This is a genomic window from Thermostichus sp. OS-CIW-26 (assembly GCF_054058395.1).
The window spans coordinates 40,135-65,352 of the sequence record NZ_JBSSAG010000015.1 but is presented as its reverse complement, the minus strand read 5'-3'; the positions used below and the strand labels follow the sequence as shown (position 1 = coordinate 65,352).

General features: G+C 57.1%; 18 protein-coding genes and 1 tRNA gene. 4 read left to right on the top strand and 15 right to left on the bottom strand.

The annotated features are described in order from the left end of the window. A partial coding sequence (locus ACVW0C_RS08080; RefSeq protein WP_457384866.1) for a hypothetical protein occupies positions 1-267 on the bottom strand: 267 nt, incomplete at its 3' end. 73 nt (positions 268-340) lie between these two features. Here ACVW0C_RS08080 and ACVW0C_RS08075 point away from each other — a divergent pair. Continuing rightward, positions 341-1,393 (top strand): CsgG/HfaB family protein, encoded by a 1,053-nt coding sequence (locus ACVW0C_RS08075; protein ID WP_457384865.1) that lies wholly within the window; start codon positions 341-343, stop codon positions 1,391-1,393. Between the two features lie 19 nt (positions 1,394-1,412). On the opposite strand, the gene pruA is transcribed toward ACVW0C_RS08075, so the two are convergent. After that, positions 1,413-4,367: an L-glutamate gamma-semialdehyde dehydrogenase gene (gene pruA / locus ACVW0C_RS08070; protein ID WP_457384864.1), complete on the bottom strand. Its 2,955-nt coding sequence runs from the start codon at positions 4,365-4,367 to the stop codon at positions 1,413-1,415. A gap of 155 nt (positions 4,368-4,522) precedes the next feature. Here pruA and ACVW0C_RS08065 point away from each other — a divergent pair, with 155 nt between their 5' ends. Then, positions 4,523-5,182, top strand: a complete 660-nt coding sequence (locus tag ACVW0C_RS08065) for an SDR family oxidoreductase (protein ID WP_457384863.1) — start codon at positions 4,523-4,525, stop codon at positions 5,180-5,182. 177 nt (positions 5,183-5,359) lie between these two features. On the opposite strand, the gene ACVW0C_RS08060 is transcribed toward ACVW0C_RS08065, so the two are convergent. The 6 genes from ACVW0C_RS08060 to tgt all read right to left on the bottom strand — a co-directional run bounded on the left by ACVW0C_RS08060 (position 5,360) and on the right by tgt (position 9,641). After that, positions 5,360-5,656 carry a hypothetical protein gene (locus ACVW0C_RS08060; RefSeq protein WP_414351089.1) on the bottom strand — a complete coding sequence of 99 codons (297 nt, stop codon included), beginning with the start codon at positions 5,654-5,656 and terminating at the stop codon, positions 5,360-5,362. A 6-nt stretch (positions 5,657-5,662) separates the two neighbouring features. Further along, positions 5,663-6,928 (bottom strand): hypothetical protein, encoded by a 1,266-nt coding sequence (locus tag ACVW0C_RS08055; protein WP_457384862.1) that lies wholly within the window; start codon positions 6,926-6,928, stop codon positions 5,663-5,665. An 86-nt stretch (positions 6,929-7,014) separates the two neighbouring features. Continuing rightward, positions 7,015-7,200 carry a hypothetical protein gene (locus tag ACVW0C_RS08050; protein WP_414390867.1) on the bottom strand — a complete coding sequence of 62 codons (186 nt, stop codon included), beginning with the start codon at positions 7,198-7,200 and terminating at the stop codon, positions 7,015-7,017. After that, a complete protein-coding gene (locus ACVW0C_RS08045; protein ID WP_457384861.1) occupies positions 7,200-7,625 on the bottom strand; it encodes a hypothetical protein in 426 nt (141 codons plus the stop codon). Before ACVW0C_RS08045 ends, ACVW0C_RS08050 begins: the two co-directional genes overlap by 1 nt. A 196-nt stretch (positions 7,626-7,821) precedes the next feature. After that, on the bottom strand, positions 7,822-8,433 hold the full coding sequence (locus ACVW0C_RS08040; protein ID WP_457384860.1) for a hypothetical protein: 612 nt from the start codon (positions 8,431-8,433) through the stop codon (positions 7,822-7,824). Between the two features lie 110 nt (positions 8,434-8,543). Continuing rightward, the gene (gene tgt, locus ACVW0C_RS08035; protein ID WP_457384859.1) at positions 8,544-9,641 is read right to left on the bottom strand and encodes a tRNA guanosine(34) transglycosylase Tgt; all 1,098 of its coding nucleotides are present in this window, start codon (positions 9,639-9,641) and stop codon (positions 8,544-8,546) included. Positions 9,642-9,762: 121 nt separating this feature from the next. On the opposite strand from tgt, the gene ACVW0C_RS08030 reads away from it, so the two are divergent. Beyond that, positions 9,763-9,845 (top strand) — tRNA-Leu (locus tag ACVW0C_RS08030). 57 nt (positions 9,846-9,902) lie between these two features. On the opposite strand, the gene ACVW0C_RS08025 is transcribed toward ACVW0C_RS08030, so the two are convergent. Next, positions 9,903-10,196: a hypothetical protein gene (locus ACVW0C_RS08025; protein WP_457384858.1), complete on the bottom strand. Its 294-nt coding sequence runs from the start codon at positions 10,194-10,196 to the stop codon at positions 9,903-9,905. Between the two features lie 547 nt (positions 10,197-10,743). On the opposite strand from ACVW0C_RS08025, the gene ACVW0C_RS08020 reads away from it, so the two are divergent. Continuing rightward, positions 10,744-15,330, top strand: a complete 4,587-nt coding sequence (locus ACVW0C_RS08020) for a GAF domain-containing protein (RefSeq protein ID WP_457384857.1) — start codon at positions 10,744-10,746, stop codon at positions 15,328-15,330. 377 nt (positions 15,331-15,707) lie between these two features. Here ACVW0C_RS08020 and ACVW0C_RS08015 read toward each other — a convergent pair whose 3' ends face one another. From ACVW0C_RS08015 to ACVW0C_RS07990, 6 genes are all read right to left on the bottom strand, one after another. Continuing rightward, positions 15,708-19,070, bottom strand: a complete 3,363-nt coding sequence (locus tag ACVW0C_RS08015) for a Swt1 family HEPN domain-containing protein (protein WP_457384856.1) — start codon at positions 19,068-19,070, stop codon at positions 15,708-15,710. Positions 19,071-19,108: 38 nt separating this feature from the next. Continuing rightward, positions 19,109-19,681 carry a Uma2 family endonuclease gene (locus ACVW0C_RS08010; RefSeq protein WP_457384855.1) on the bottom strand — a complete coding sequence of 191 codons (573 nt, stop codon included), beginning with the start codon at positions 19,679-19,681 and terminating at the stop codon, positions 19,109-19,111. Between the two features lie 39 nt (positions 19,682-19,720). Then, on the bottom strand, positions 19,721-20,293 hold the full coding sequence (locus ACVW0C_RS08005) for a Uma2 family endonuclease (RefSeq protein ID WP_457384869.1): 573 nt from the start codon (positions 20,291-20,293) through the stop codon (positions 19,721-19,723). A gap of 47 nt (positions 20,294-20,340) precedes the next feature. Next, positions 20,341-20,988, bottom strand: a complete 648-nt coding sequence (locus tag ACVW0C_RS08000) for a Uma2 family endonuclease (RefSeq protein ID WP_414329080.1) — start codon at positions 20,986-20,988, stop codon at positions 20,341-20,343. 136 nt (positions 20,989-21,124) lie between these two features. Then, positions 21,125-24,148 (bottom strand): DUF1156 domain-containing protein, encoded by a 3,024-nt coding sequence (locus ACVW0C_RS07995; RefSeq protein WP_457384854.1) that lies wholly within the window; start codon positions 24,146-24,148, stop codon positions 21,125-21,127. A 304-nt stretch (positions 24,149-24,452) separates the two neighbouring features. Continuing rightward, a complete protein-coding gene (locus ACVW0C_RS07990; protein WP_457384853.1) occupies positions 24,453-25,193 on the bottom strand; it encodes a Uma2 family endonuclease in 741 nt (246 codons plus the stop codon). Between the last annotated feature and the right edge of the window lie 25 nt (positions 25,194-25,218).

Below are 25,218 nucleotides of genomic sequence, written 5' to 3'. Positions count from 1 at the left end.
GTCGGAAGCAGGAACCCGCCGAGACGACTGCGCAAGGAGCCATCCATGCGTAGCGTGGTAGGAATCTCCGGCCTTCAGGCCGGGGAGGATGTCAATTGCAGAGAGCGAGTACCTTTGCTCAACAGGGTTGAGATTTGTCAACTCTCCTATACAAACCTTCTCAATCCCTTTTTTCAACAACCTTGTAGTCGGTAGAGTGTAGGGCATCTTCTGGGAACAGGCGACGTCAGGATCCTTAGCCCTTAGCTGCCAGGTGATACCGGTCACCGCCCTGAAGCTCTTTTGGGTGCAAGCTGAGAGTAACTGTGGCCACTTCCCAGATCTAGGAGATCGTTTAACCATGCGCAACCTCTCTTCCATCTTGCTGTTCGGGATCCCTCTGGTGAGCCTCAGTTGGACAGGGATCCCGGTGGTGGCCCAATCCGCCAATCCAGCCCTCTGCCAGCAATTTCCCCAAGACATTCGCTGCACCCTCTCTGCCCCCAGACAGGTGGGACAAGCGCCGCAACCCACATCCCGTCCTCGGATTGCAGTCTTGGACTTTGATTTCAGCAGCCTCAGCAATCCCTACAGCTTCCGCGAGGCTTCTCGGGGGGTGAGCGACCTGTTGGTGGATCGGCTGGTGAGAGATGGCACCTTTTCCGTCATCGAGCGCTCGCGGCTGGACGCGATCTTGGCCGAGCAGAACCTGGGTCTATCCGGTCGACTGGATGCCAACACCGCTGCTCAGGTAGGCCGGATCCTAGGGGTCGATGCGGTGATCCTCGGCAGTGTGACCCAGTTTGATGTGTCTGTGCGCCGTTCTGGGGGTGGGGCACCGGTCTTGACCCCCTTTGGCAGCTTCCCGCTGGCGGTGGGGGCTGAGTCAGTGGATGCCGATGCCAACGTGCAGCTGAATGCCCGCTTGGTGAGCACCAGTACTGCCGAGATCTTGGCCGTGGTCGAGGGCAAAGGCAACGCCAGCCAGTCGGATAGCACGGTCACGGTTGCCGACTTTGGCGGGGGATCCGCCACCAGCAACGAAGAGAAGCTGTTGGTATTGGCAAGCCAACAAGCGGTGGAGCAAATTGCCCAGCAGTTGGCCGGTTTTGCCGGGCGCTTGGCAGCTCAGCCTCGCTCTCTGCCAACGGTTGACGCCTTGGTGGCGGATGTCTACGGCAACCAGGTGATCCTGAACAAGGGCAGCCGCGATGGCTATCGGGTGGGATTGATTCTTTCTGTGGAGCGCGTCGTCCGCGAGGTGAAGGATCCGGCCACGGGGACAGTCTTGCGCAAATTGACTGAGCCAGCCGGACAGGTCCAACTGACGGAGGTGGATGACAGCTCCAGTGTGGGACGCATTCTCAGCGGGGCAGGCTTCAAGGTTGGGGATGTAGCCAAGCCTGTCCAATGAGCTTTCCCAAGCCCTATCCTCAGGATCCCTCGATGGGAGCAAAGCCCTGCCGTTGCGTGTTTTCGGTTACGGTGCGCGGCTCTAAAAATTGCAGCAGGTAGTCGGGGCCGCCGGCTTTGGATCCCACGCCGGAGAGCTTGAAGCCGCCGAAGGGCTGCCGCTCCACCAACGCCCCGGTGATCTCGCGGTTGATGTAGAGGTTGCCGACGGCAAAGTCCTGGCGAGCCTGTTGAATGTGGGAAGGGGTGCGGCTGTAGAGACCGCCGGTGAGGGCGTAGGGGGTGGCATTGGCCATCTGCAGAGCAGAAGAAAAGTCCGGCGCTGAGATCACCGCCAAAACCGGGCCAAACAGCTCCCGCTGCGCCAGCTCTGACTGGGGATCCACCTGGCTGAACACGGTGGGGCCGACGAAGTAGCCTTTTTCCGGCACGGGCAGGCTGAGGTCGAGACGGGCATCAGCCTTAGCCGATTGAATGGCCTGTTGCAGGCGAGCTTGGGCCTCTGCATCGATGACCGGGCCAACTTGGGTGCTGGGGTGGGCTGGATCCCCCACATTTAAAGAGCGCACCGCCTCGATGAGCCGCCCCAAGAACAGGTCGTGAATGGACTGCAAAACGATCGCCCGCGAGCAGGCGGAGCATTTCTGGCCGCTGTAGCCAAAGGCGGAGTTGACCACCCCTTTGACCGCCTGATCCAGGTCGGCGCTTTCGTCCACAATGATGGCGTTTTTGCCCCCCATCTCGGCAATGACCCGCTTGATGTGGTGCTGGCCCGGCTGCAGTTGCGCGGCTTGGGCGAGGATCTGGCAACCCACCGCCTGGGATCCGGTGAAGGCAATCAGGTGCACCCGCCGGTCTTGAACCAACAGGGGGCCAATGGCTTCGCCCACCCCCGGCAGGAATTGAAAGACACCCTCCGGGATCCCAGCTTCGGCAAGGGCCTTGAGGATAAACTCCGCCAGTTTGGCGGCGATCAGCGAAGATTGCTCCGCTGGTTTGAGGAGCACGCAGTTTCCGGCCACCAAAGCCGCCGCTGTCATGCCACAGGGGATGGAGAGGGGGAAGTTCCAAGGGGCGATCACCACCGCCACACCGCGGGGCTGGTAGTGGTAATGGTTGGTTTCGCCGGGCAGGTTGCACTCCCGTCCCCGATCCAGGGCCTCCATCTGCTGGGCGTAGTAGCGGCAAAAATCGATGGCCTCGGAAACTTCCCCATCGGCCTGGGCAATGGGCTTGCCCACCTCCAGCACCATCCAGGCAGCCAGCTCCGCCCGCTGGGCTTCGATTTGCTCCGCCACCCGCCGCAGGATCCCCGCCCTCACGGCAACGGGGGTGCGCCTCCAGCTGGGGAAGCTGGCTTGGGCCGCTGCCAAGGCTTGCTCCACCTGTTCCGGCTCGGTCAACCCAATTTCCGCCACCACCTGTTCAGGATCCGCAGGGTTGAGGGAGAGCATCGCTTGTCGAGTGGGGCGATATTCTCCGGCAATCCAGGGCTGAACCCTCTGACCCAGTTGAGGCCGGATCTCGTCCAATGCCTGAAAAAAGGGATCCCGCTGCTGGGGCTGGCTGAAATCCGTATCGGGAGCGGCGGCAAACGAGAGAGAAGGAGCCTGGAAAACGGATCCCTCCTCCAAAACCGGTGGGGCCAACAGCTGCTCGGGATTGTAGCCCTGAACGCTTTGCCGCAGAAAAGAGGTGTTGGCGGTGTTTTCCAGCAAACGCCGGATCAGGTAGGCCATACCCGGCAGCAGCTCCCCGTAGGGGCAGTACACCCGCACCCGCTGTCCCTTCTGCACCAAGGCCTTGGCCAGGGGATCGGCCATGCCATAGAGCACCTGCAGTTCAAAAGCAGACTGGGGCACCTCCAGGGCTTGGGCAATGGCGATGGCTTTGGCCTGAGAGCGCACATTGTGGCTGGCGATGGCGGCGTGGAGATGGGTGTGGTGCTCCAACAAAAGCTGGGTCATGCGCTCGAAGTTGGCGTCGGTAGCAGACTTGCTGTTGTAAACCGGCTGTGGCCAGTGCTTTTGCGCCGCCAGGATGGTCTCTTGATCCCAGTAGGCCCCCTTGACCAAGCGCACCGTCACCGGGGATCCCCGCTCTTTGGCCCAGGCGATCAGGTTTTGCAGATCGGTGTAGCTATCCCGCAGGTAGGCCTGCAGCGTCAGGCCAACGTCGGTGCGGCCTCGGAACTCCGGCTCCAGCAGCAGCTCCTGCAAAATGGCCAGGGTGAGGGATTTGTAGCGGTACTGCTCCATGTCGAAATGGATCCCGACTCCCAGAGCTTCTGCCCGGCGCAACAGGATGCGAATCCGTTCCCCCACTTTGGCTTTGGCCCCCAGGGGATCGATGGGATCGAACTGGGAATAGAAGGCTGTCAGCTTTACCGACACTTGCGGCACCGGCTGCGGTTGTGGCCAGGTTTTGACCATCTTTGCCAAATGCTCCATCACCTGCAGATAGCGATCCAGGTAGGATTGGGCTTCCGCTTCGGTGATGACGGCTTCCCCCAGCAAATCCAGCGTGAAAGCCATACCCTGCCGGTGCAAAGCTTCCAGAGTTTTGCTGACTTGCTGTAGAGTTTCTCCGGCAATATAGCGGCGGGCCAGAGCTTCCACAGCAGCGGTGAGAGTGCTGGCAGCCAACTGTCCTGGCAGGGAGTCGGGGTCTGCGAAGTTGAGCAGGCTCTTCAGCATCCCCGGCAACTCCACCGCCGGATCTGAAAGATACTCCTGCAAATGGCGGGCCACCTCAGCCTTGCTTTTCAAGCTGGGCAAGACATCGATCAAGCGGAACAACTGGGTGCGCAAGTGGGGGTTTTCCATCGCCCAGGCCAGCAGCTTGTCCTCCCAGCGCAGTTGATCCCGCCACTGGGCCAGCAGGGATCGCTTCTCTCCCGAAAGAGAGGCGAACAGAGATTGGGCAAGAGCTTGGGTTTGAGCCTCGTAGGCGGTAGGAGCAGCTTGGGCAACCATCTGATGAACTGGGTGAACTGGGGCGCAGGATCCCTACCATCCTGTCATGGAAAAGAGGGAACCTGAGGCCGATTTTGGGAAGATAATGGCAGATGGGGCCACCGCAAATCCTCGAACAGCTACGCCGGGTATAGGCAGCTTTGCAGGAGAAACTTATGCAGGCTTTTGTTGCAGGGGCTACAGGAGAAACCGGACGCCGCATTGTCAAAGAGTTGGTGGGCCGCGACATCCCGGTACGGGCGCTGGTGCGCAGCCGCGAGCTGGCCGCACGGGTTCTGCCCCCCGAAGCGGAAGTGGTGGTGGGGGATGTGCTGGATCCGGCCACGCTGGAGACGGGCATGGAAGGATGCACAGTGGTGCTCTGTGCTACAGGTGCTAGGCCCAGTTGGGATCCCTTTCAGCCCTACCGAGTGGATTATGAAGGCACCAAGAACCTGGTCGATGTGGCCAAAGCCAAAGGGATCCAACACTTTGTTTTAATCTCTTCCCTGTGTGTTTCCCAGCTGTTCCATCCCCTCAACTTGTTTTGGCTGATCCTGGTGTGGAAAAAACGCGCAGAAGAATACCTGCAAAAAAGCGGCCTCACCTACACCATCGTTCGACCGGGGGGCCTAAAAAACCAAGACAACGACGATGGCATTGTCCTATCCAAGGCGGATACCCTCTTTGACGGCAGCATCCCCCGCACGAAAGTAGCCCAAGTAGCCGTCGAAAGTTTATTCCAGCCCGCCGCCCAAAATCGCATCCTTGAGATCATCGCCAAGCCGGGTGTGCCCAACCAAGAATGGAGCGCTCTCTTTGCTATGGCAAGGTAGGTACCGAGCTGCATGCATGCTGCATACATTATGACTATGAGCGAGTATGAACGCGGCTCCCAGTTCCTCAGCAGGCTCGAACTTGGTGGGCGCATGGCACTCCTGGAAAGTCGATCCTGCATTGGTCGATAGTCTGCCGCAAAATGTCGGTGCCAAGCTAAACTTCTCGTTTTGCCCTTAACTTCCCTCTGTCTGGGAACCAGAAGACTTGGCCAACTGCTGCAAACGATTTAAGATCTGCGCCTCAGCGTTGGCATCGTGGAGTCGCAACGTCAGGCGGGGCACCCGCAACGAAGCCGTAATCCGGCCTGAGGGCAGATCCAGCCACACCAGTTGCCCTTGAAAACAGCGACAGGCAGCCCCCCATTCCTGGGCCAGAGCCTCTACCTCTGACCAGACAAGGCAACGTGGCAGCAGCAGGTCGGTGGCCCACCCAGCCCCACACTCCCGCCGCCTGAGGATGCGCACCTGCATGGATCCCTACATCCGCAAGGACTCCGTCCCGCTGACGCGAGCGGCGTAAAACTCGCACCAGGGATCCCCTTTCTCTCTGGCCTTGGTCTCCTGGCCGTGGAAGAGCCCACCCCGCTGGAAGAGGCGGTTGTAGAAGACTTGATCCAAAACCGGCTTCTGCTGGATGTTGCCGTTGTAGACCAGATTCATTATCGCCGGCACCGCCCCTTGAGCAAAATAGCAGGCGGGATCCTCTGCCCGTGGGTAGGAAGCCAAAAAGTAGTTGGCTTCGTAGTTGCCATCAATGGCCACCCGGCAAGACTCGCCGCTCACCACCTCCAAAGCCTGCCAGCGACCCCACCCCAGACTGCTGGCCACCGCATAGCCGCCGTGGATCCAGTCCGTGTCCTTCTCCAGCATCGGCCCCACCAGGGTTTCCCACTCCACCGATTCCATGATGTTGCCGAAGGTGTAGAAGACACAAACATGCCCCGACTCGCGGATGAGAGCTTCCCCCACCCCCATCAGCTCAGCCCGCACCGCCTTCAGCTCCTGTAAAAAGCGATATTGAATGCGGTTGCAGTAGTTGGCAGGCATGCGCGTTAGCAACACGTTAAACGCGCGAATTTGCCCCCGCTCATCTCCGGCCAAAGGCAAGCCCCACAGAGCTTCGTTGACCGCATCGTAGTCCACTGCTGTTGTGGGCCGGGGGAACTGGAGCGGCTGCTCGATCAACTTGCCCATCCCTGGACTGGGAGTCAACAACTGGGGCCGCGGCAGCCGAGTGGCCTGGATCACGCAGTGATCCTTGCGCGTAACGGCCATACACTCCGTTTCTTCTGCCCCGTAGCTTCCCAGCTCGCCAAACGTGGCATCCAGAGCTGCCGCCACATAGCCCACCGCCAAGTGGTCAATGGGACGTGTGCGGTTGACCTGATCCCCGTACTTGCTCAGCCAACCTTCTGCATAGTGAGAATGGGTAAGCTGCACTTCCCCGCCTGAAGGTGTCACCTCAAACGCCAGCCGCCCAAATCCTAAAAAACTGAAGATCTGAGCTGCTACTGCCAGGCGCTCTTGGGTCTCCTGAATGCCAAGAGCCTTGAAAGCTCCGTACAGAAGACTGTAAAAGATCTCCTGGGCTGCGGTGCGCAGAATTCCCACTCCATCGATCCAGTCGGGATCTTCAATAGTCTGCTGCAGGAAGAGGTTGTAGTGATGGCAGTGGAAGATAACCGGCTCTCCAAACAGGGAGATGAGCTTACGGTCGCGGTCGAGATGTAGATGCTCAAGCATAGGCAAGTGAACTCAGATAAACAATAGGGGATCCCACAAGCGCAGCAACTGCCCTCAGACAAACCTCGCCAGCTATTCTCGACTACTCAGACCGGCATGGCAATAGGCAGGCGCTCTCGGCCCAAGAGATCTGCCACTGCTTTGTAGAGAATGCGCAGCTCCTGACGGCTCAGGGCGCCCTTTTCGAGGCGGCTATGATCCAGACCCGTTTTCAAAGAGAGGCGCAGGGCCACAAAGTTAGGATCCGGGGCGTAGCGCTTGGCGTAGCTCATCAAAGCCTGAGCAGTGGATGCAGTGGTGTCTGAACAGGGGGCAACAATGGTTTTCCATCAATTAGGATGGCTTTGATACGCTCTGAAATCGCCTTAAGGTCGGTGGTGGAGCGGGTAAGAAACAAGACAAAGTAGGGGCTTCTGGGAAACGCTTTGATGACAACCCGCAACGCCGAAGTACCTGCCAAAAGGTAGTCCCCCTCTTGGTCAGCGCTTGCCGACTGGCAGAGGCGATTGTTGGCTTGTATCAAGTCAGCCGCGTAGTTGCCCAACTGTTCCAGAGAGATTTCCTCCTGCACATCGTTGGTATACGCAACCCTAGCCACTGCAACGCCATCGGTTACTCGCCCCACCAAAGCTGCGATCAAGCCCGGAAGACCGGCAATGTGCTGCTCAACCACACTGATAAGGGTACGTATGGTCACCAGTTTGCCTCCAGATAGAGATTGAGATTGCAAGAGATTGCCCGTCCCCCAAACTCAGCCTTCAAGAGACGAGCCTGCGGTCGCAGTCGAGATGAAAGGGTTTAAGCGCGAGCAAATAAACTTAAAGTAAACCTAAAAAAGCCTTCCAGGTGTAGCAACTACCCCTGGACAAAGCTTGCTAGCTATTTTGAACTACTCAGGCCGGCATGGCAATAGGCAGACGCTCTCGGCCCAAAAGATCTGCTACCGCTTTGTAAAGAATGCGCAGCTCCTGTCGGGTCAGGGTGCCCTTTTCGAGACGGTTGCGGTCTAGGCCCGTTTTCAAAGACAGGCGCAGAGCCACAAAGTTAGGATCCGGAGCGTAGCGCTTGGCATAGTCCATCAAAGCCTGAGCCACAGACATAGCGCTGTCCTGCACAGGGGGCAGCAGCGGTTTTCCGTCGATCAAGATGGCCTTAATCCGGTCTGAAATCGCTTTCAGGTCGGTGATGGAACGGGTCAGGAATAACACAAAGTAGGGGCTTTTGGGAAACGCTTTGATGACAACCCGCAACGCCGAAGTGCCGGCCAAAAGGTAGTCCGCCTCTTGGTCAGAGCTGACAAGCTGGCATAGACGACTGTTGGCCTGGACTAGGTCGCTGGCATAGGTGCCCAAAAGTTCTAGGGCCTGCTCCTCTTGGGAATCGCTGACGTAGGTTACTTTGGCTACTGTGGTACCATCAGTGGCCCGCCCTATCAAAACAGCAACCACGCCCGGAAGGCCGGCGATGTGCTGTTCAATCACGCTGCTGAGGGTTCGGATAGCCATGATCTGACTCCTTCCTGCGGCTACATGGGATAGCTTAAATGCACGTACTATCCCATGTACTTATTCTACCAAAATGGATCAGATGCTTCCAGACAAATCTCCCGGCCGGCTTAGCTCCAGGGATCCCAGTGCTCATGAAATTGGCCTTCCAAGATGGCCTGACGCATCTTCTGGGTGTAGCGCATCAGCTCTGTGATGTTGTGGATGGAGAGCAGAGTGTAGCCCAGGATCTCTTGCGCGCGGATGAGGTGACACAAGTAGGCTCGGCTGAAGTGGCGGCAGGTGTAGCAGGGACAGTCGGGATCGATGGGATCCAGGCTGCGGCGGTGCTCGGCATTTTTGATGTTCCAGCGTTTGCCCCGGCTGATCACCGTGCCATGGCGGGCATAGCGGGTGGGGATCACGCAGTCAAACAAATCCACTCCGGCGGCCACGGCGGCCCGCATCTCGGCATAGGTGCCCACCCCCATGAGATAACGGGGGCGATCTGCCGGCAGTAGAGGGGCTGTTTGCCGCACAACGGCGTGCATAAACTCGACCGGCTCCCCCACACTCACCCCGCCAATGGCATAGCCCGGCAGATCCAACCGACAGACCTCTTCCACTGCCCGCCGGCGCAGCTCAGGGTAAACTCCCCCCTGCACAATGCCAAACAAAGCCTGATCTGAGCGGCGATGGGCTTCCACGCAGCGCTTCAGCCATTGAGTAGTCCGCCGCACCGCTGCCGCCACCGCCTCAGGGCTAGCAGGATAGGGCGGGCACTCGTCAAAGGCCATGATGATGTCTGCCCCCAGGGCATTTTGGATCTGGATAGACAGCTCCGGGGTGAAACGGATGAGACGGCCATCGCGGGGCGAGCGAAACGTTACCCCTTCCTCGTCGATTTGGCGGATGGCGCTGAGGCTGAAGACCTGAAAGCCGCCCGAATCCGTGAGGATGGGGCCCGGCCAAGCCATGAAGCGGTGCAGCCCCCCGGCCTCTTGGATGATGCTTTCGCCAGGCTGGAGGTGGAGGTGATAGGTGTTGCTGAGGATAATGTGGGCGCCGGTTTCCTTGAGTTGGGCAGGGGTGAGGGTTTTCACATTGGCCAAAGTCCCCACCGGCATGAAGCAGGGGGTGGGGATCTCCCCGTGGGGGGTAATGAAGTATCCTGCCCGCGCCTGGGTATTGGGACAAGTGCCCTCGCAAACAAAGGTAAAAGCTGCCAAAGTTAGCGCTCTGGATCCAGTGCGTGCGCAGCCGAGCTTAGCATAAGGGCAGGATCCCCTTCCAAAGCCCGCCTCAGACCTTGACAAGGATCCCTTTCCTTGGGCATCCTTATAGATCACCGCGGAACTGGCGGAATGGTAGACGCGCTAGATTCAGGTTCTAGTGGCAGCAATGCCATCGGGGTTCAAGTCCCCGGTTCCGCACTCCCCCAAAATGGGTTTCAGGGGATACTGCCAGGTTGTCCGGCTTCACCTCCACTTCTAGAGGGCCAGCTCCTTTTCGATTTGGCCAAGCTTGATGCGGGCAAGGGCCAAGTTGCCTTTCTCTCGATCCAGAACCAGATAGAAAAACAAACCAGAGATGTGCTGGACTAGATGCATTAGGTGGTACTGAGTCTCCAGCAGGATAAGAACCTCCTCGATTTTGTCAGTAAGCTTAAGAGACTCAGCAACTCGCATTTTGGCGCGGATCACCTCTGTGTTTCCGGCAACAGCCAGCTCTAGATTAGCTTCGGGAAAGGCAGGGCTGTTGGTACCCTTGTATCCCAGGCACATCCCGGTTTTCCAATCCCCCAGTGCTACCCCAGTGCTCCATCGATGCTCAGAGCTTTTACCAAACTGTCTTGGAGTTTTTGCATGACTGAGAGTATTCCCCCTTTACAAAGCTCGTCGCTCTATAGTAAGTCTTCCGTTGAGAAATTTCAACTCGAAGCTTGCTTAAAAATGTTAGGATTTGATTATTTATAGGGTGAGTGAAACCAAATGCATCAGAGGATGCTTATTGAGCTTTCTCATCTTTGACATCAGTATAAATACTGAAACTGGGATCCGGTAAGTCTTTTTCCCTTCTGCCCGCGGCGGCTCTGGACGGGCCACGGCTCAGACCCTTATTTTGGCTCGTTTGCAGAAGCCAGAGTAGCTGACACCAGCATGGCGAAAATGTAGCAAACTAATCCAACAGGAAGCAAGCTTGGGGATCGGATCCCTGTAGCTTCCGGTGGAGAGGCTTGGAAGTTATGCTGGGGTTACCTCTTTTACCTTGAGACTATCGACCTCCGAGATCGGTGGATCGGGCTCCCTTTCTCTCCGCTTAGTTTGACCTATGCCTAAGGCCCCCCTCCCTCCCAACGAAGAGCAGCGGCTGGCTGCCCTGCGGCAGTATCAGATTCTCGATACGGCACCTGAAACTGCCTTTGACGAGATCGTCCGCCTTGCCGCCCACATCTGCGGCACGCCCATTGCTCTGGTCAGCCTTATCGACGAACACCGCCAGTGGTTTAAAGCCAAATTCGGCGTCGATGTGCAGGAGACCCCACGGGATGTGGCCTTCTGCGCCCACGCCATCTTGTCGCCTAAAGAGCCGCTGGTGGTGCCCGATGCCACTCAGGATCCCCGCTTTGCCGATAACCCGTTTGTCGCTCAAGAGCCCCACATTCGCTTTTACGCTGGCATTCCCTTGGTAACTCCAGAAGGGCAGGCCCTGGGCACGCTTTGCGTTGTCGATTATCAGCCTCGGCACCTGACCCCAGAACAACTGGAGCAATTACAAGCCCTGGCCCATCAGGTGGTGGCCCAACTGGAGCTGCGCCGTACTTTGAGGGAACTGGCTCAGACGCCTCTGCTGCCGGCCCAAAGGTCAAAGGAGGACAAGTCTGCCCGTAAGAGCGGACTTCTTTTCAAGGTTGGCGCTGGTTTTGGCCTGGCTGCCCTGATCTTGGCAGGGATCGCCTACTCCGCCCACCGCGCTGCTTCCCGTCTGCCCCAGATCAACAGGGAGGTAACCCAGCTTCTAGAAGAGCACGAGGTTCTAGAGAAGCTGCTAAGAGAAGTGCAGGCCGCAGAAGTCCACAAGCGCAGCTATCTCCTTACAGGCAATGCGAGCTTCTTACGGAGCTATCAGACAAGCACCGATTCGCTGTTTGATCTTCTGGATCGGCTACAGGAATTTGCGGCCTCGGATCCCGTGCAGCAAGAGCACCTGAGCCGGCTAGAGCTGCTGCTGGCGCCGTGGCTGAAACTCAACCATGATTTGATTGAGCTGAGGAAGCAAGGGGAGCTATCTGCGGTTCAAGAAGCGCTGCAAAGTCAGGAAGAGGAAAAATTGAGGCAGCGGATTGTCGACGTGGTAGCGTCGCTAGAAGAGGAAGATCACCGCCGGCTGCAGCAAAGTAGCGATCAGTTTCAGCTAGCCTGGAGCGGCACCAATGCCATCCTGCTAGCGAGTCTAACGTTTACCTACTGCATCTTGGCTGCTGTTTACTCCCTCATTCGCCGAGAAAGTGCTGAGCGGGAAAAGGCAGAGCGATCCCTCAAGCAAGAGCGAGATTTTACCAACGCGGTTATCGATACGGCAGGGGCGCTGGTGGTGGTTCTGGATCCTGAGGGACACATTTTGCGCTTCAACCGCGCTGCCGAGCAGCTCTCTGGCTACTCGCTGGCAGAGGTCAAGGGCCGGCTGCTATGGGATTTGGGTTTGATCCCGCCGGAAGATGTGCCTGGTGTGAAGCAAGCTTTTGAACAGCTCAAGGGCAATCATTCCCTCTTTTTGAATCGCCATGAGAATTTTTGGCGCAGCAAGCAGGGGGCACTGCGGCTTATTTCTTGGTCTAACACCGCCCTAATCAACGCTGCCGGCGAGGTGGAGTTTGTCATGGGCACCGGCATCGACATCACCGACCGCAAGCTGGCGGAGCTGGCCTTGAAAGAAAGCGAAGAGCGCTACCGGGATCTCTTTGAAAATGCCACTGACCTCATCCAAAGCGTGGATGCTAAAGGGCACTTTTTGTATGTCAACCGCGCTTGGAAAGAGACCTTGGGCTATGACGAAGCTCAAGTTTATCAAATGACCCTCTTCGACATTCTCCATCCCGACTGCCGAGAGCACTGCCAGGCTCTTTTCCAGAAGCTTCTAGCAGGGGAGAAACTGGAGAGGGTAGAGACAGCTTTCCTCACGGCCAGCGGTGAAACCGTTTGGGTGGAGGGCAATGTCAACTGCCGCTTTGAAGATGGAGTGATGGTGGCTACGCGAGGCATCTTCCGCAACATTACCGAGCAGAAGAAAGCGGCAGAGGAATTGGAGCGGCAAAACCGCCGGGCTCAGTTGCTAGCCAATCTCAGCTTGAAGATCCGCGAATCTTTGGATATCGCCGAGATCCTAGAGACGACGGTAACAGAAATCCAAGCCCTGATCAAAGCGGACCGAGTCTTGGTCTACCGCTTCCAGCCGGATGGTTCTGGGATCATCTCCAAAGAGAAAACTCAGCCGGGGATCCCCTCCTTGCTGGGAGAGGTGATCGAGGATCCCTGTTTTCAGGAAAAGTACGCCCAGCTCTACAGCCAGGGCCGCGTTCGCGTTGTTAGCGATGTGGAAAGTGAAGGACTGGAGCCTTGTTACCTAGAGCTGCTGCAAAAAATGCAGGTCAGGGCCAACTTGGTGGTGCCGCTGTTTTTGGAGCAGCAGTTGTGGGGGTTGTTGCTGGCCCACCAGTGCTCTGGCCCGCGTCAGTGGCAGCCGTTTGAGATGGAGCTGCTGTCGCAGTTGGCCAGCCAAATTGGCATTGCCCTCACCCAGGCAGCCCTTTTGGAACGGGAGAGAAAGCGCGGCCTGGAGCTGGAGCAGGCCCGCAAAGCAGCAGAGCAGGCTGCCCAGGCCAAAAGCAGCTTCTTAGCCACCATGAGCCACGAGATCCGCACCCCCATGAACGCGGTGTTGGGGATGACGGGCCTGCTGCTGGAGACCCCCCTCAATGCAGAACAGCGAGACTTTGTAGAGACCATCCGCATCAGTGGCGATGCCCTGCTCACCCTCATCAACGACATCCTGGACTTCTCCAAATTGGAGGCCGGGGAAATGGAGCTGGAGATCCTGGATTTCGATCTCCGCTCGTGTCTGGAGGAGGTGGCGGATCTGTTTGCCCCCACTGCCCACGCCAAGGGATTGGAGCTGGCGGTGCTCATGCCACCGGAAGTGCCGCGCTACCTGCGGGGAGATGCCTCGCGACTACGGCAAATCCTCAACAATTTGGTAAGCAACGCCATTAAGTTCACCCACCAGGGGGAGGTGGTGATCCAAGCGGAGGTGCTGCAAGAAACCGCTACCCATGTCCACCTCAGGCTCTCGGTGAGAGATACCGGAATCGGGATCCCGGCGGCGGCGCAGAGCAAGCTGTTTCAACCGTTTAGCCAGGTGGATGCCTCTACTACCCGCAAATACGGAGGTACGGGACTGGGCTTGGCCATCTGCAAACAACTGACAGAACTGATGGGGGGAACCATCTCGTTGCAAAGCCAGGAGGGACAGGGCAGCACCTTCAGCGTCGAGCTGACTCTGGAGCGGCAGCCCTATGCCCAGCAGCTTTCCCAGCCTTCTGCTCGTGTCCCGGTGGATTTGCAGGGCAAGCGGCTGTTGGTGGTGGACGACAATGCCACCAATCGCAAGATCCTGCGCTGCCAGGCCACGGCTTGGGGAATGGTGGTGGAAGAGGCCGAAAATGCCTATCAGGCTATGGACAAACTGCGCCAAGCCGTTCGGGAAGGCAGACCCTTCTCCCTGGCCGTTTTGGATATGCAAATGCCAGAGGTGGATGGGGAGACCTTGGGCCGCTGGATCAAGGCAGATCCGCAACTGGCCGAGACGCAACTGGTGATGATGACCTCCCTGGGACTGGGGGAGCACTCCCGCCGCGCTGCCGAAATCGGCTTTGCCGCCTACTTGGTTAAGCCGGTAAAACAAAGCCGTCTGCAGGAAGCGCTGGTCATGGCCCTGGGGAAATCTTCTGGTTTATCCACTTCGCTCTTGGGAATGAGTCCCGTCCTCCCTCAGACGACCCCCAGGGAGGATCGTCCCCGTCAATCGCTGCGCATTTTGCTGGCAGAGGATAACCCCGTCAACCAAAAGGTGGCTTTGCGCCAGCTCGAGAGTTTGGGCTACAAGGCCGATGTGGTGGCCAATGGTCAGGAGGTATTGGATCTCCTGCAGCAGGTCAGATATGACCTTATTCTCATGGATTGCCAAATGCCGGTGATGGACGGCTACGAGGCCACCCGCCGCCTACGCCAACAGGAACGGAGATCCGGCCACCGCACAGTGGTGATTGCCATCACGGCCAACGCCATGCAGGAGGATAGGGAGCGCTGCCTGCAGGCAGGTATGGACGACTATCTCAGCAAGCCGGTGCTGAAGGAAGATTTGCAAAGGTTGCTCAACCACTGGAGCCAGCTGATTGCTCAGTCTGCAGGGGGATCCTCCAACCAAGCCGCTTCTGAAGCAGCCTCTCCAGCTTCCCCCGCTGAGAGCCGGGATCCCTCTTCTCCCACCTTGCCCTATCCCATCGACTCTGCCTATCTGGATCAGGTTTCCGGCGGGGATCGCGGGTTTCAGCGGGAGCTGCTGCAGGTGTTCATCCAAGATTGTGAAGACCAGCTGCCGCAATTGCGCCAAGCTATTGCCGGTTACGACGCAGAAAGAATGCGGCGGATCGCCCATCGCCTCAAAGGAGCCAGCTCCAATGTGGGAGCCAACGCTTTTTGCCAAGTGGTTCGCGAGCTGGAGCACTTGGGGGTAGCGCTGGCCCAGCAGGGATCCCAAGGTGGTCATGACCTAGAATGGGCACGCGCTCTCCAGGCCCCAGAAGACCTAGAACGCATCTTGGCCGATATCCGCCAGTACTTGCAGGATTTGGAAGAGTAGATTCCTAGGGATCCCAAGCCTTCTGCGCTGCTAGCTTTCACTCCCCGCCCCTCTCCCAGTGGAAGAGGAGAGCATGCCTCTAACCCCCAAAACCCTGAACTTTGCTGAATTTACTGAGCTTTAGGCGGTTTGGCAAAAGTCATTGAGAGGGATATAGTAGACCAAGTTTCCCCCTGATCCTTGAGTCCACCGCAACGGTTGCCGGGAAGTGAAGGGGGAAAGCGCTCGGGGGGTATTCCTCAGGGCTTTGCGGGATACCGCCTTCCTGCTCAGAGATAGGCAGGATGCGATCGCTTCTTTCCTGAACCATGTTCAGGAGAGTTCAGCGTGAATGTATCAGCTAGTGCACAATGCTAAGGAAAAAGTTTCATTCCCGCTTAAAAATGACTATGCGGATTGTCCTCGAACTCCAGGGTGCAGAACTTTAAGGTTCGGCAGTTTTCCGCTACCGTGCGCCTCACGCTCTCCGGTAAGCCTTCCGGTATTTCCGCGTCGATTTCCAGGGTAATTTTGACAGTGGCTCCTGGCAGATTGGTCAGGTGCCGGATGACCTCGTCGGCAAGGGTTGCAACATCTCTGTTGACCCGCAGGGGATCCATTTCCACCCTGCCGTAAAATCGCCTCGGCAACGCCGGCTGGGAAACTTGATTTCCTTGATTCGTAACTGGGGAATCCTCCTCGCCGGGGCCAGGAAGAGGCGGAGTGCTGTCTGGGAAGATGCAGGGCGCCTTTGGGGAAGGAACTTGAAGGGCTTCCAATTGACGGCGGGCAACCTCTGGCTTGACCAGCAGGCTGTTGGAACCGATGCTGGGCTTGACTATGGCTGCCACTTGCAAGCCGAGGTATTTGCCTTTGGACTCATCGAAGGCCTCTGCGTAGGCAAAGCTATCCTCCCAAGCAGTTGAGGCTACCCCGTCTTCTACAGCTCTTAGAAGAACGGATGGGTCTTTCAAGCGGGGTAGGTAGAGGTACTGGGCCAGGCATTCCCACAGTCGTTTGAGATCGATGTGATCAGCCTCGCGCCAGAGGAATCTATCCAGCGTATCCAGGCGGAGGGTGATGGCAGAGTAAGCGGTAACCAGATCCCCCTCGTGGACAGCTTTGCGGCTGGCTTGCAAAATGGGGGAATCTTGCCCCTGCAGTCGGCATTCTTTCCACTCTAGACTGCCTTGGGGATCAGGCTGGGCTGGGATCAGCAGCCATTGATAGGTTTCCCGCAGAGCAGCCTCAACAGCAGCCTCGGATTGGTGCAGCTTGGTATTGGCTTGGGCGGTTTGGAAGGCATCTAGGTTGAGGAGATCTTTGTCTTCCAGGATCCCTTTCCAAGCTAGGTATTGGGCGGTATTGCGTTCTAGGCTTTCCAGGCGGGTTTTGTCGGGCGCCAAAAACAGCAGCATGTTCCTGTAGTAGCGGGGGCCGCTGCCGCGACGCTGGAGGGCCTGCTCAGCCCAGACTCGCCCAGGGCTATCCTGGCTACCCCGGCTATGGGAATACTGAGGATGCAGGATCACCAGCCGCACGCCTAAAGTGGGATCGTCGGGAATATCGGCAGTGGAGTCGGGGGCAACGTGAACGGCGCTGAACTCACCGCGATTTCTGTCGGCTTTGAGGCGCCGGATGATCTCTTGGCAGAGGGTGTGGGGCTCGTCCCTCAACAGTTGCTCGGCTCGCTCCTGAGCAGTGCGGTTGACGTTGGGCTGGGTGGAAATCCAGTAGCGACTGCCATCTCCGTATAGGTAAGTTGCCTGGTCGGATAGCCGCCGCAGGGCATCGCCGAAGGTGATGGGGTGTTCTCCCGGTTGCACGCAGCCCAGCTTGATGCGGCGCTCCTCAATGCCGCGGTTGGCGGCCCGCAGGGTGGGGGCGGATCCCATGTAGATGGTGCGGGCAACCCGGCGACAGGCGGAATACCGGCCCAGGTTGGGGTGATCTCGGTCGAGAGTCAGGGGCAGGGAAGTGGGGCCATCCACGTCTTTGTCGATTACCGGCAGCCAGTTGTCGTCTAGGTAGCGGGTCAGCTCTGCTTGTACCTGTTGATCGTCCATGGGGATGTGGGCGGGCAGGATCATCAGGCTGCGGTCATTTCGCTCCCAGAGGGTGTGGATGACCCTGGCCATCAGCCGTAGCACACCGCGGGTGCGTTGAAACTTGTCGAGAGTAGACCAGTCGGAGTAAAGGCGGTCAAACAGCTCTGGGTGAATGGGATAAGCAGCCTTGAGGCGGCGTTCGTAGTCACTTTCTTTGCACTCGCTGGGAAATTCCTGGCTTTGGCTGCGATAGAGATCCATGAACGCTTTCACCACGGCATCCCGCTGCACAAATAGCTCGGGATTGGTGAGGGGCTGAAACAGGCGGCGGCGGACAATTTCAAAGCTTTCTTCAGCGCTCGCGGGCCGCCAAGGGGATTCCACCCGGCCAATGGCATTTCTCAGGCGAACCAGAGCTTCTTTGCCCCGCTCCCCGCCAATTTCGATATCCGAAGAAGGAAGGCTCACCACCAGCAGTGTATCTTTTGCGTTCTTGGCCGATTCGCTCAGGGTTTGGGCAAAGGTAAACTGGGTGTCGAAACTGCCGCCGGCTAGGTCAGGGCTGTCGTGGAGTTGGCGAGCATAGGCCACCCACTCATCGATTAGGATCAGGCAAGGGGCATAGCGGTTGAACAAGACTTTAAGCGCATCGCCGGGGTTGGTGGAAGTTGCGTCGGCCTGCTGCACCCGCGCATAGCCTTCGGCACCTCCCAGTTGCCAGGCCAACTCCCCCCAAAGGGTGCGGATCAGGGGGCGGTTTTGCTGGGCGTGCTCAGGCTTGTAGGAGGGAATGCCGCTGGGCTGGAGCTTGTTCCCCACCAGGACGGCTATCCTGACGTTTTGAGGTGGTCTCTGCAGGCCGACGGCTTGGAGAAGAGACTCTGTGCCGGGTAGGGGGCCCTCACCCCTAGCCCCTCTTCCAAAGAGGTGGTAGAGGGCAAGCATGGCGTGGGTTTTGCCGCCGCCAAAGTTGGTCTGCAACTCTATCACGGGATCCCCCCCTTGGCCGCTGAGGCGCTTCAGGGCATTGGTGAGCAGTTGTTGCAATCCCTCGGTAAGGTAGGTGCGGCGGTAGAACTCGACGGGATCCCGGTACTCATCCGAACCTTCGCCCAGGTAGACTTCCCAAAGATCGGCGGCAAATTCGGCTTGTTGGAAGCGACCTGAAGCCACATCGGGGTGGGGAGTGGCAACCTCGCGCCAGGGCTTGAGGCCAGCCTGGGGCTGACCTTCTGTAGGGGATCCCATAGCGCGACGGCTTTCCCGCTTGGCCTGTTCTTCGAAGCGCAGTCGCAGTAGCTCTTGTTTTTGTTTTTCAACTTCGGCAGCTTGGGGGGCAGCAATGGCGCTCAGCAGTCGGGCAACGCTATCGAGGGCGCGATAGGCATCGTCAAAACCAAAAGTGCAGGTGTGGGCCCAGGTGTTGCGGGTATTGCGCAGCTCGCTGACTAGGGTGCGCTCCGCTTGTCCCAGAGTTTGCCTGAAGACGGTGTTCCACTGCTCCCACATGAGAGTCAGCAGCGCCAAAACATCTTCCTCCAGGATCTGCTCAGGACTTTTGAATTTGGGAGAGCGCTCGGGCAGGTTGTCGGCGACAACTGTCAGCCACTTCTCTCCATGGAAGGCTTGCATCTCCCGCACGACAAAAGGATAAAGCCCCTGCCGCAGAAGGTTGAGGGCGCGTCCAACTCGTTCGTGGTTGCTGATAGCCATAAGTGATTGAATGAAATTGAAGTTAGGGGGTGGGTCGATTATTTCCAGATTAAAGTGAGATCCACAACAAAGCCAGGGAGAACCGGATCCCCAGACAAGCTAGTAGGCCGCTCCAAAACTTGCACCAGCTGACCTGGGCGGTAGACGTAAACCCGCTGGCTTTCTGGATCGATCAGCCAGCCCAGTTGGGATCCGTTGTCTAGGTACTCCTGCAGCTTGGCCTGAAGGATAGCCAGCTCGTCAGTGGGGGACTTCAGTTCCAGCACAAAGTCGGGGCAAAGAGGAGCAAAGCGACGACGCTGCTCCGAGGTAAGCTGCTGCCAGCGCTCTTTGGCAATCCAAGCGGCATCGGGAGAGCGGATGGCCCCATTGGGCAGGGCAAAGCCCGCGGAAGAGTCAAAGACAAAACCTAAGTTCTTGCCTCGATTCCACTGCCACAGTTGGCCCAGCAGGTCGGCATTGCGGAATCCAGTTTCGCTGCCTGCAGGGGCCATGGCGATCAGTTCTCCTTGGGCGGTGCGTTCCAGGCGCAGCTCAGGATTCTGCCGACAAAGCTGCTCGAAAACTTCATCGGTTAAATTCACAGCCGGCTGCAGGTTGAGGGCAATCATGAGCTCATCCTGGTGGGCAGTTTTAGAGCGTGGGGAGCACTATTCCCAGATTAAGGTGAGATCCACCACAAAGCCAGGGAGAACGGGATCCCCAGACAAACTCACAGGCTGCTCCAAAACTTGCACCGGCTGACCTGTGCGATAGACATAGACCTTCCCGCTTTCCGGGTCGATTAACCAGCCCAGTTGGGATCCGTTGTCCAGGTACTCCTGCAGCTTGGCCTGAAGGATAGCCAGCTCGTCAGTAGGAGACTTTAGTTCCAGCACAAAGTCAGGGCAAAGAGGAGCAAAGCGACGGCGCTGCTCTGGGGTAAGCTGCTGCCAGCGCTCTTTGGCAATCCAAGCGGCATCGGGAGAGCGGATGGCCCCATTCGGCAGGGCAAAACCTGCAGAGGAGTCAAAGGCTACACCAAGCTGGGTTTGCCGGTTCCACTGCCAGAGCTGGGCGCTAAGGCTCAAGTTTTGACGGCTGCTTTCGCTGCCTGCAGGGGCCGTGGCGATCAGTTCTCCTTGGGCAGTGCGCTCTAGGCGCAGCTCAGGATTTTGCCGGCAAAGCTGTTCGAAAACTTCATCGGTTAAATTCAAAGCCGGTTGCAGGTTGAGGGCAAGCATCATCTTCTTTGGGCAAAACTCTCAGAGTACGTGGCCTATGGCTCGTATTAATTCCCTAAGATGGAGCGTATTTTTTGGCGAAGGGCACGAAGGGCTGGACTTCTACCCAGATCTCGACTTTGGGCCAAGACTTCTGGCACCCACTCTAAAATCGGTAGCTGAGGAAAGGTTGGGCTGGTGGCAGAAGCCTGATATTGGCCGGATTGCAGGATGTAGATGGTTAGCTGGTTGCCTTGATAAACCCAAAGTTCGGGCACTCCTAGGCGGGTGTAAGCCTCAATCTGGGTTTTGGAAGTAACATCCACTTCGATGGCCAGATCCGGAGGCGGGTCAACAGATAGATCCAGCCGATCTTTGCCAATCACGGCCTGGTGATTTTGGATATAGAAGCATTCATCAGGTTCGATCCCGTAGTTCATTGCTTGCTGTTTGAAGGTAGCTGACCCAAAACATTCGCAGTCAACTTCCAGTTCCTCTAGCAAGATTTTGACAATGTCTCCAATGATGGATTTTTCTCGCTCATGCTTGGGTGAGGGCATTCTGATTTCCAATATCCCATCGCTGTAGGCAATGCGGCTGGCTCGCTTTTCGCCCAGCTCATCTAGGATGGCTTCAAAGTCTAACCAATTCAGATTGTGAATCAGCAGGCGCTGGCCGGGTGGGATGGTGAGTTGTCGAAGCTGGAGGGTGACCATCGTCTGGTTGGGTGTAAGGATAGAAACTCTGAGGTCTTTTAGCTTATGGGGGTGTGGGGGTAGCTAAGCCCCGCACTGTACCCGTAGGGTCAGCGATGGGAGTATGTCACGCTTTGCTTCCCCCAGAGGTAGGGAACTAAAGCAAGCTGGGCTGGAAAGGATCATGCTGCTTTTTCTTTATCTCGGATGCTAGCCGGTTAATTTCCGGCCAGGCAATGACGAGAGTGTTATAGGCTAGGGCTTCTTGAGTCCAGCCTTTCTTTTCGCAGAGGGTATAGAGCCGATAGGCCAGATCGCGGGCAACCGCACCTCTATCTCCCAAGGCAGCCAGGAGAGCGGCGGCTTCCATTTCTCCTTTCCGATCGAGGGTGTGGATGAGGGTCTGGGTGATGAGCCAGGCGGAGGAAGCAAGGAGCAAGGAGAGGGAATCTGCTCCCTTTTCTTTTCTCTGGGCTATTTCCTCTCTTCTCAACAACCGCACCTTGCCGGCCTTGGCTTCTAGGATCCCAAGTTCCTCAAGGGACTCAATGCTGACGTTTCTGGCCTTGCTGAGGACTTCTGCTTCCCCGTAGGGGCCTGGCTCAAATTGATATTGGGCAAACCAAGTGGTGGCCCAGCGGCTGCCCTCATCGAGTTCCCCTTCCTGTTCGCTGAGATATTCATCTAGGTACTGGTTGATCAGCTGCAGGGCAGTGCGGACGGTCAGGGGCGAGCCATCGCTTTCCAAAACTGCAGCGTAGCGGGAATAGATGGCCATGCCGGGGCCGATGCTGGCTTGGGCCAAGTCCACAGGCGCAATGCTGCCCTGCTGCAGAAGTTTAAGCGCCTTGGGCAGCTCGCGCTTCAGCTCGGCAAGGAATTGGCGACGGGTAGCCTTGGGCGCATCGGCAGGACGAGGACGACAGACCAGGACAATGGAAGAAGTAAGAGCATTGGAGTCTTGACCCCGCATTCGGTTAGCGAGTTCGGTTCGTAGGGGCCAAGTGCCGTCAATGCTGAAGTTGGATTGAATCAGTCCTTCCAGAATCGTTTCCCAACCGGTAGAGACTCTGCCCATGGGTTCTGTGCCGCTAACGCGAACACCCCTAGCCCTTCTCCCAGAGGGGGAGAGGGGAACTGGATCGTCTATATCCTCATCTTCTTCCCCTTGCTCCACTTGGGAGAGAGAATCGGGGGATGAGGAGTCTTCTTCCGTTTGCTTGAGAGCGTAGTAAACTGTAACGGGATAATCGGGATGATTCAGACGGTTAACACGCTGGAAAACTTTGATTAGGCTGGCTTCAAAAAATTCCTTGGCGTTATCCTTACTGCCATGCCGAAAGTGATCCGCCACCATTTCTTGGGCTTTGGGGACTAAAACGGTATTGAAAATGGTGGGATAGATGGAACCAAGGGAGCGGCGCAACCAAACATAAAAGAAATCCGACAGGTCTGCATAGGGAACCGCAGAATAATAAGGCGGATCGGTGGAGATGAGTTTGGGGGTGGTGTCGTGGGGGTGAGGAGCTGTTGCGTCGTGTTGGGTGACTTGAGCAAGAGAATTGGGAAGCGCGTTTTCAAGAACTTTAACAATCCAATCAATCGCACCATTGAAGTTTCCTGTTGAATCACTCATGGGATTGGCTTCGGCAAAATCCCAAGCCATAGGAATTGCTTGTCGTGTAAAAACATGGCTCATTTTCTCGCCACTGGTGTGCCAAGTGCAAATGCTGCTCCAATAATCCGAACTTTTGTTGATCGCAAAACTCAAATAAACACTAATCGCCTCTCCATAGGCCCTAGCTCCTGTTCCCCCCTCAGCCAAGGGCACATCGTCATTGGGGAGTCCGGCGGCGATCGCATCTTTGATGGCTTTTTCCCGTGCTTCCGTCACCAAGTCGCTGAAGGTTGTAAGGGCTACCAGTTGCCGGGGGGTGAAAAGATCGGCGTGTTTGGTCATGCCGTAAATTACAGGCGTAACATGACGTGAATTAGGAATTAATTCGGTATCCGGTTTCCAGGTGGGTTGGGCAGAATTGGCGATGGCTTCATGCTCTGCCGTGGGAGGCAGGTACACTCTGCCGTTTGGCCCCTCTGCCACTATGGCCATCATCTGGGATCCCATGCGTCGGGCCTGACCCTCTTTGCGGATGTACTCCAGTGGTACAGGTGTTCCGCAGGCAATGCAGCGTGCTCCTTTGCGGCCTACGGTTCCCTCCGGCGCTTTGCCCTTACCTGACCTGACCACAAACCGGATTGAGGGAGCAGAAGCGCTCTCTCCCCCATTCACCACCACCGGCTCTACCCAAGCCTCTTTCCCCTTCTTCGTCGAAAGCTGAAACGATCGCACCAAGGGCATCTGACAGCGGCAGGCTGGATTTGGACAGGTCACCGTCCGCGCCCACAACCAGGCAATCACCGTCAACTCCTCTGTGCCTAAGGGGTTTGAATAGGAAGGATAGAGATGTCCAATGCGTTCAAAGGCTTGTTTCCGCATCCAAGCCCCGTAATACCGGACATCTGCTGCCAATCCTTGGGCACCCCGCCAGGCTGAGATATGCTTCTTGGCCCGATCTTCAGGGTTGATGGGGGCTTTGTCCTTAAACTTCGGTGGAATCTCGATCAATGCCTTGTTGATCAGCACCGCCACCGGGTTGAGATCGCTGGCATGGGCCTCTAACCCCAAGCGCTGCGCTTCCAACGGGATGGATCCGCCACCGGCAAAGGGATCGTAAACGGGCGGCGCGTACTTGGCGATGTATTCTCTAACTGCTGCCGGATCCGTAGGGGGCTCTTCTCCTCGATCCCAGGCTAGACATCGGGCAATTTCTCGCTGCGCTGCCTCCAGCACGCCGGAGTTGGGATCGTTCACGTCATCCCAGGACACCAGACCCCGCACTACTCGCTTCCCCTGTTCGATCTCTATGCGGCCCAGGATGTTGAACAGCCGCTGCCGCTCTCGTTCTTGGTCGGCCTCGGTGGGGAACTTGTCCGGCCAACTGGAAGGGTCATCGACCAGGGAAGCCCAGAGCACTGCCCGACAGGCTGCCAGGGGTCGCCGCGCCCACCAGAGATGTAGGGTGCTGGGGTGACCATGGCGGATGGATTTCTCGCGAGCCGATTCCAGATTGATGGCTTCGAGGGGCAGGGCAACTTCAATCAGCTTCTTGCGGCGGCTCATTAGACAAGGGTCAGCTAGAAATTGCAGGAGCCCCGCACTGTACCCGTAGGGTCGGTGTCGGGAGGAATGCTATAATAACACTGCGGACACCAGAAACGGTTGTTTAAGGCACTGGTAACGGTCGATTGGGGGTGCTGTAAACCACCCCAGAGGTCAAGCCTACGGCTCGCTTCGCGAACGTGGTTGGCTTGCTAACTGCAGGGCTACTAAAAGCCCGCTCCGTACCGCCTAGCGGTTGGTGTCGGGTAGTTTACTCGGGTTAAACAGGCTGCAGTTTAGAGTTTAGTCTGAGGGGAAGGCGGGCTCAACGAAGAGATGGCCCCAGTCTGTTCAAGAGCAACTGAGGCATCTTGATTTGGGACAAGCCATGTTGGGTGCCGATTGAGTTGCTACTTTTTCTGGACGACGACTGGATTTGTCCTTGTACCCATCGGCGGAATGCTTGAATTGCTTTGTTTCTACCTAAGACTTTGCTCTCCTGTAGGTAATGAGGGATAACTTGCTTTAGGTTTAAGCCTGGGAAAGTTGGGCTTTCATCAACTTCTTGGTAATTGCCAAATCGGAGTACATTAACTTGAAGAATGCCTTGATCAAATCGCCATAGCTCCGGTACCTGAAGTGCTGCGTAAAGATCAAGATGGGTTCGGGATGTGATATCAACTTCAATTGCAAGATCGGGTAGTGGATCGATCATGAGATCTATTCGTTTCTTGCCGCGAATTGCTATCTCATTCTGAATATAAAAGCACTGGTTAGGCTCCAGGCCATAAGTTGTAGGCTTTCTTAAGGTCACCGAACCTAAACTGCGGAACTCAATATCCAGCTCTTCCAACAGCGCTTTAATTAAATCACCAATGATCTCTTTATCATCCTCATGCTCTGGAAGCGGCATCATGATCTCCAGCAAGCCATGATCGTAAGCCAACCGAGACCCCCGCTGGTTTCCCAATTCGCTCAGTATGGTTTCAAACTCTTGCCAAGAGATGCCCTGCAAGACAACTCGCTGACCTGCTGGAACATGGATTTGCCGCAATTCCAGTAGCATGAATTCATCCTACCAATGAAAGTTA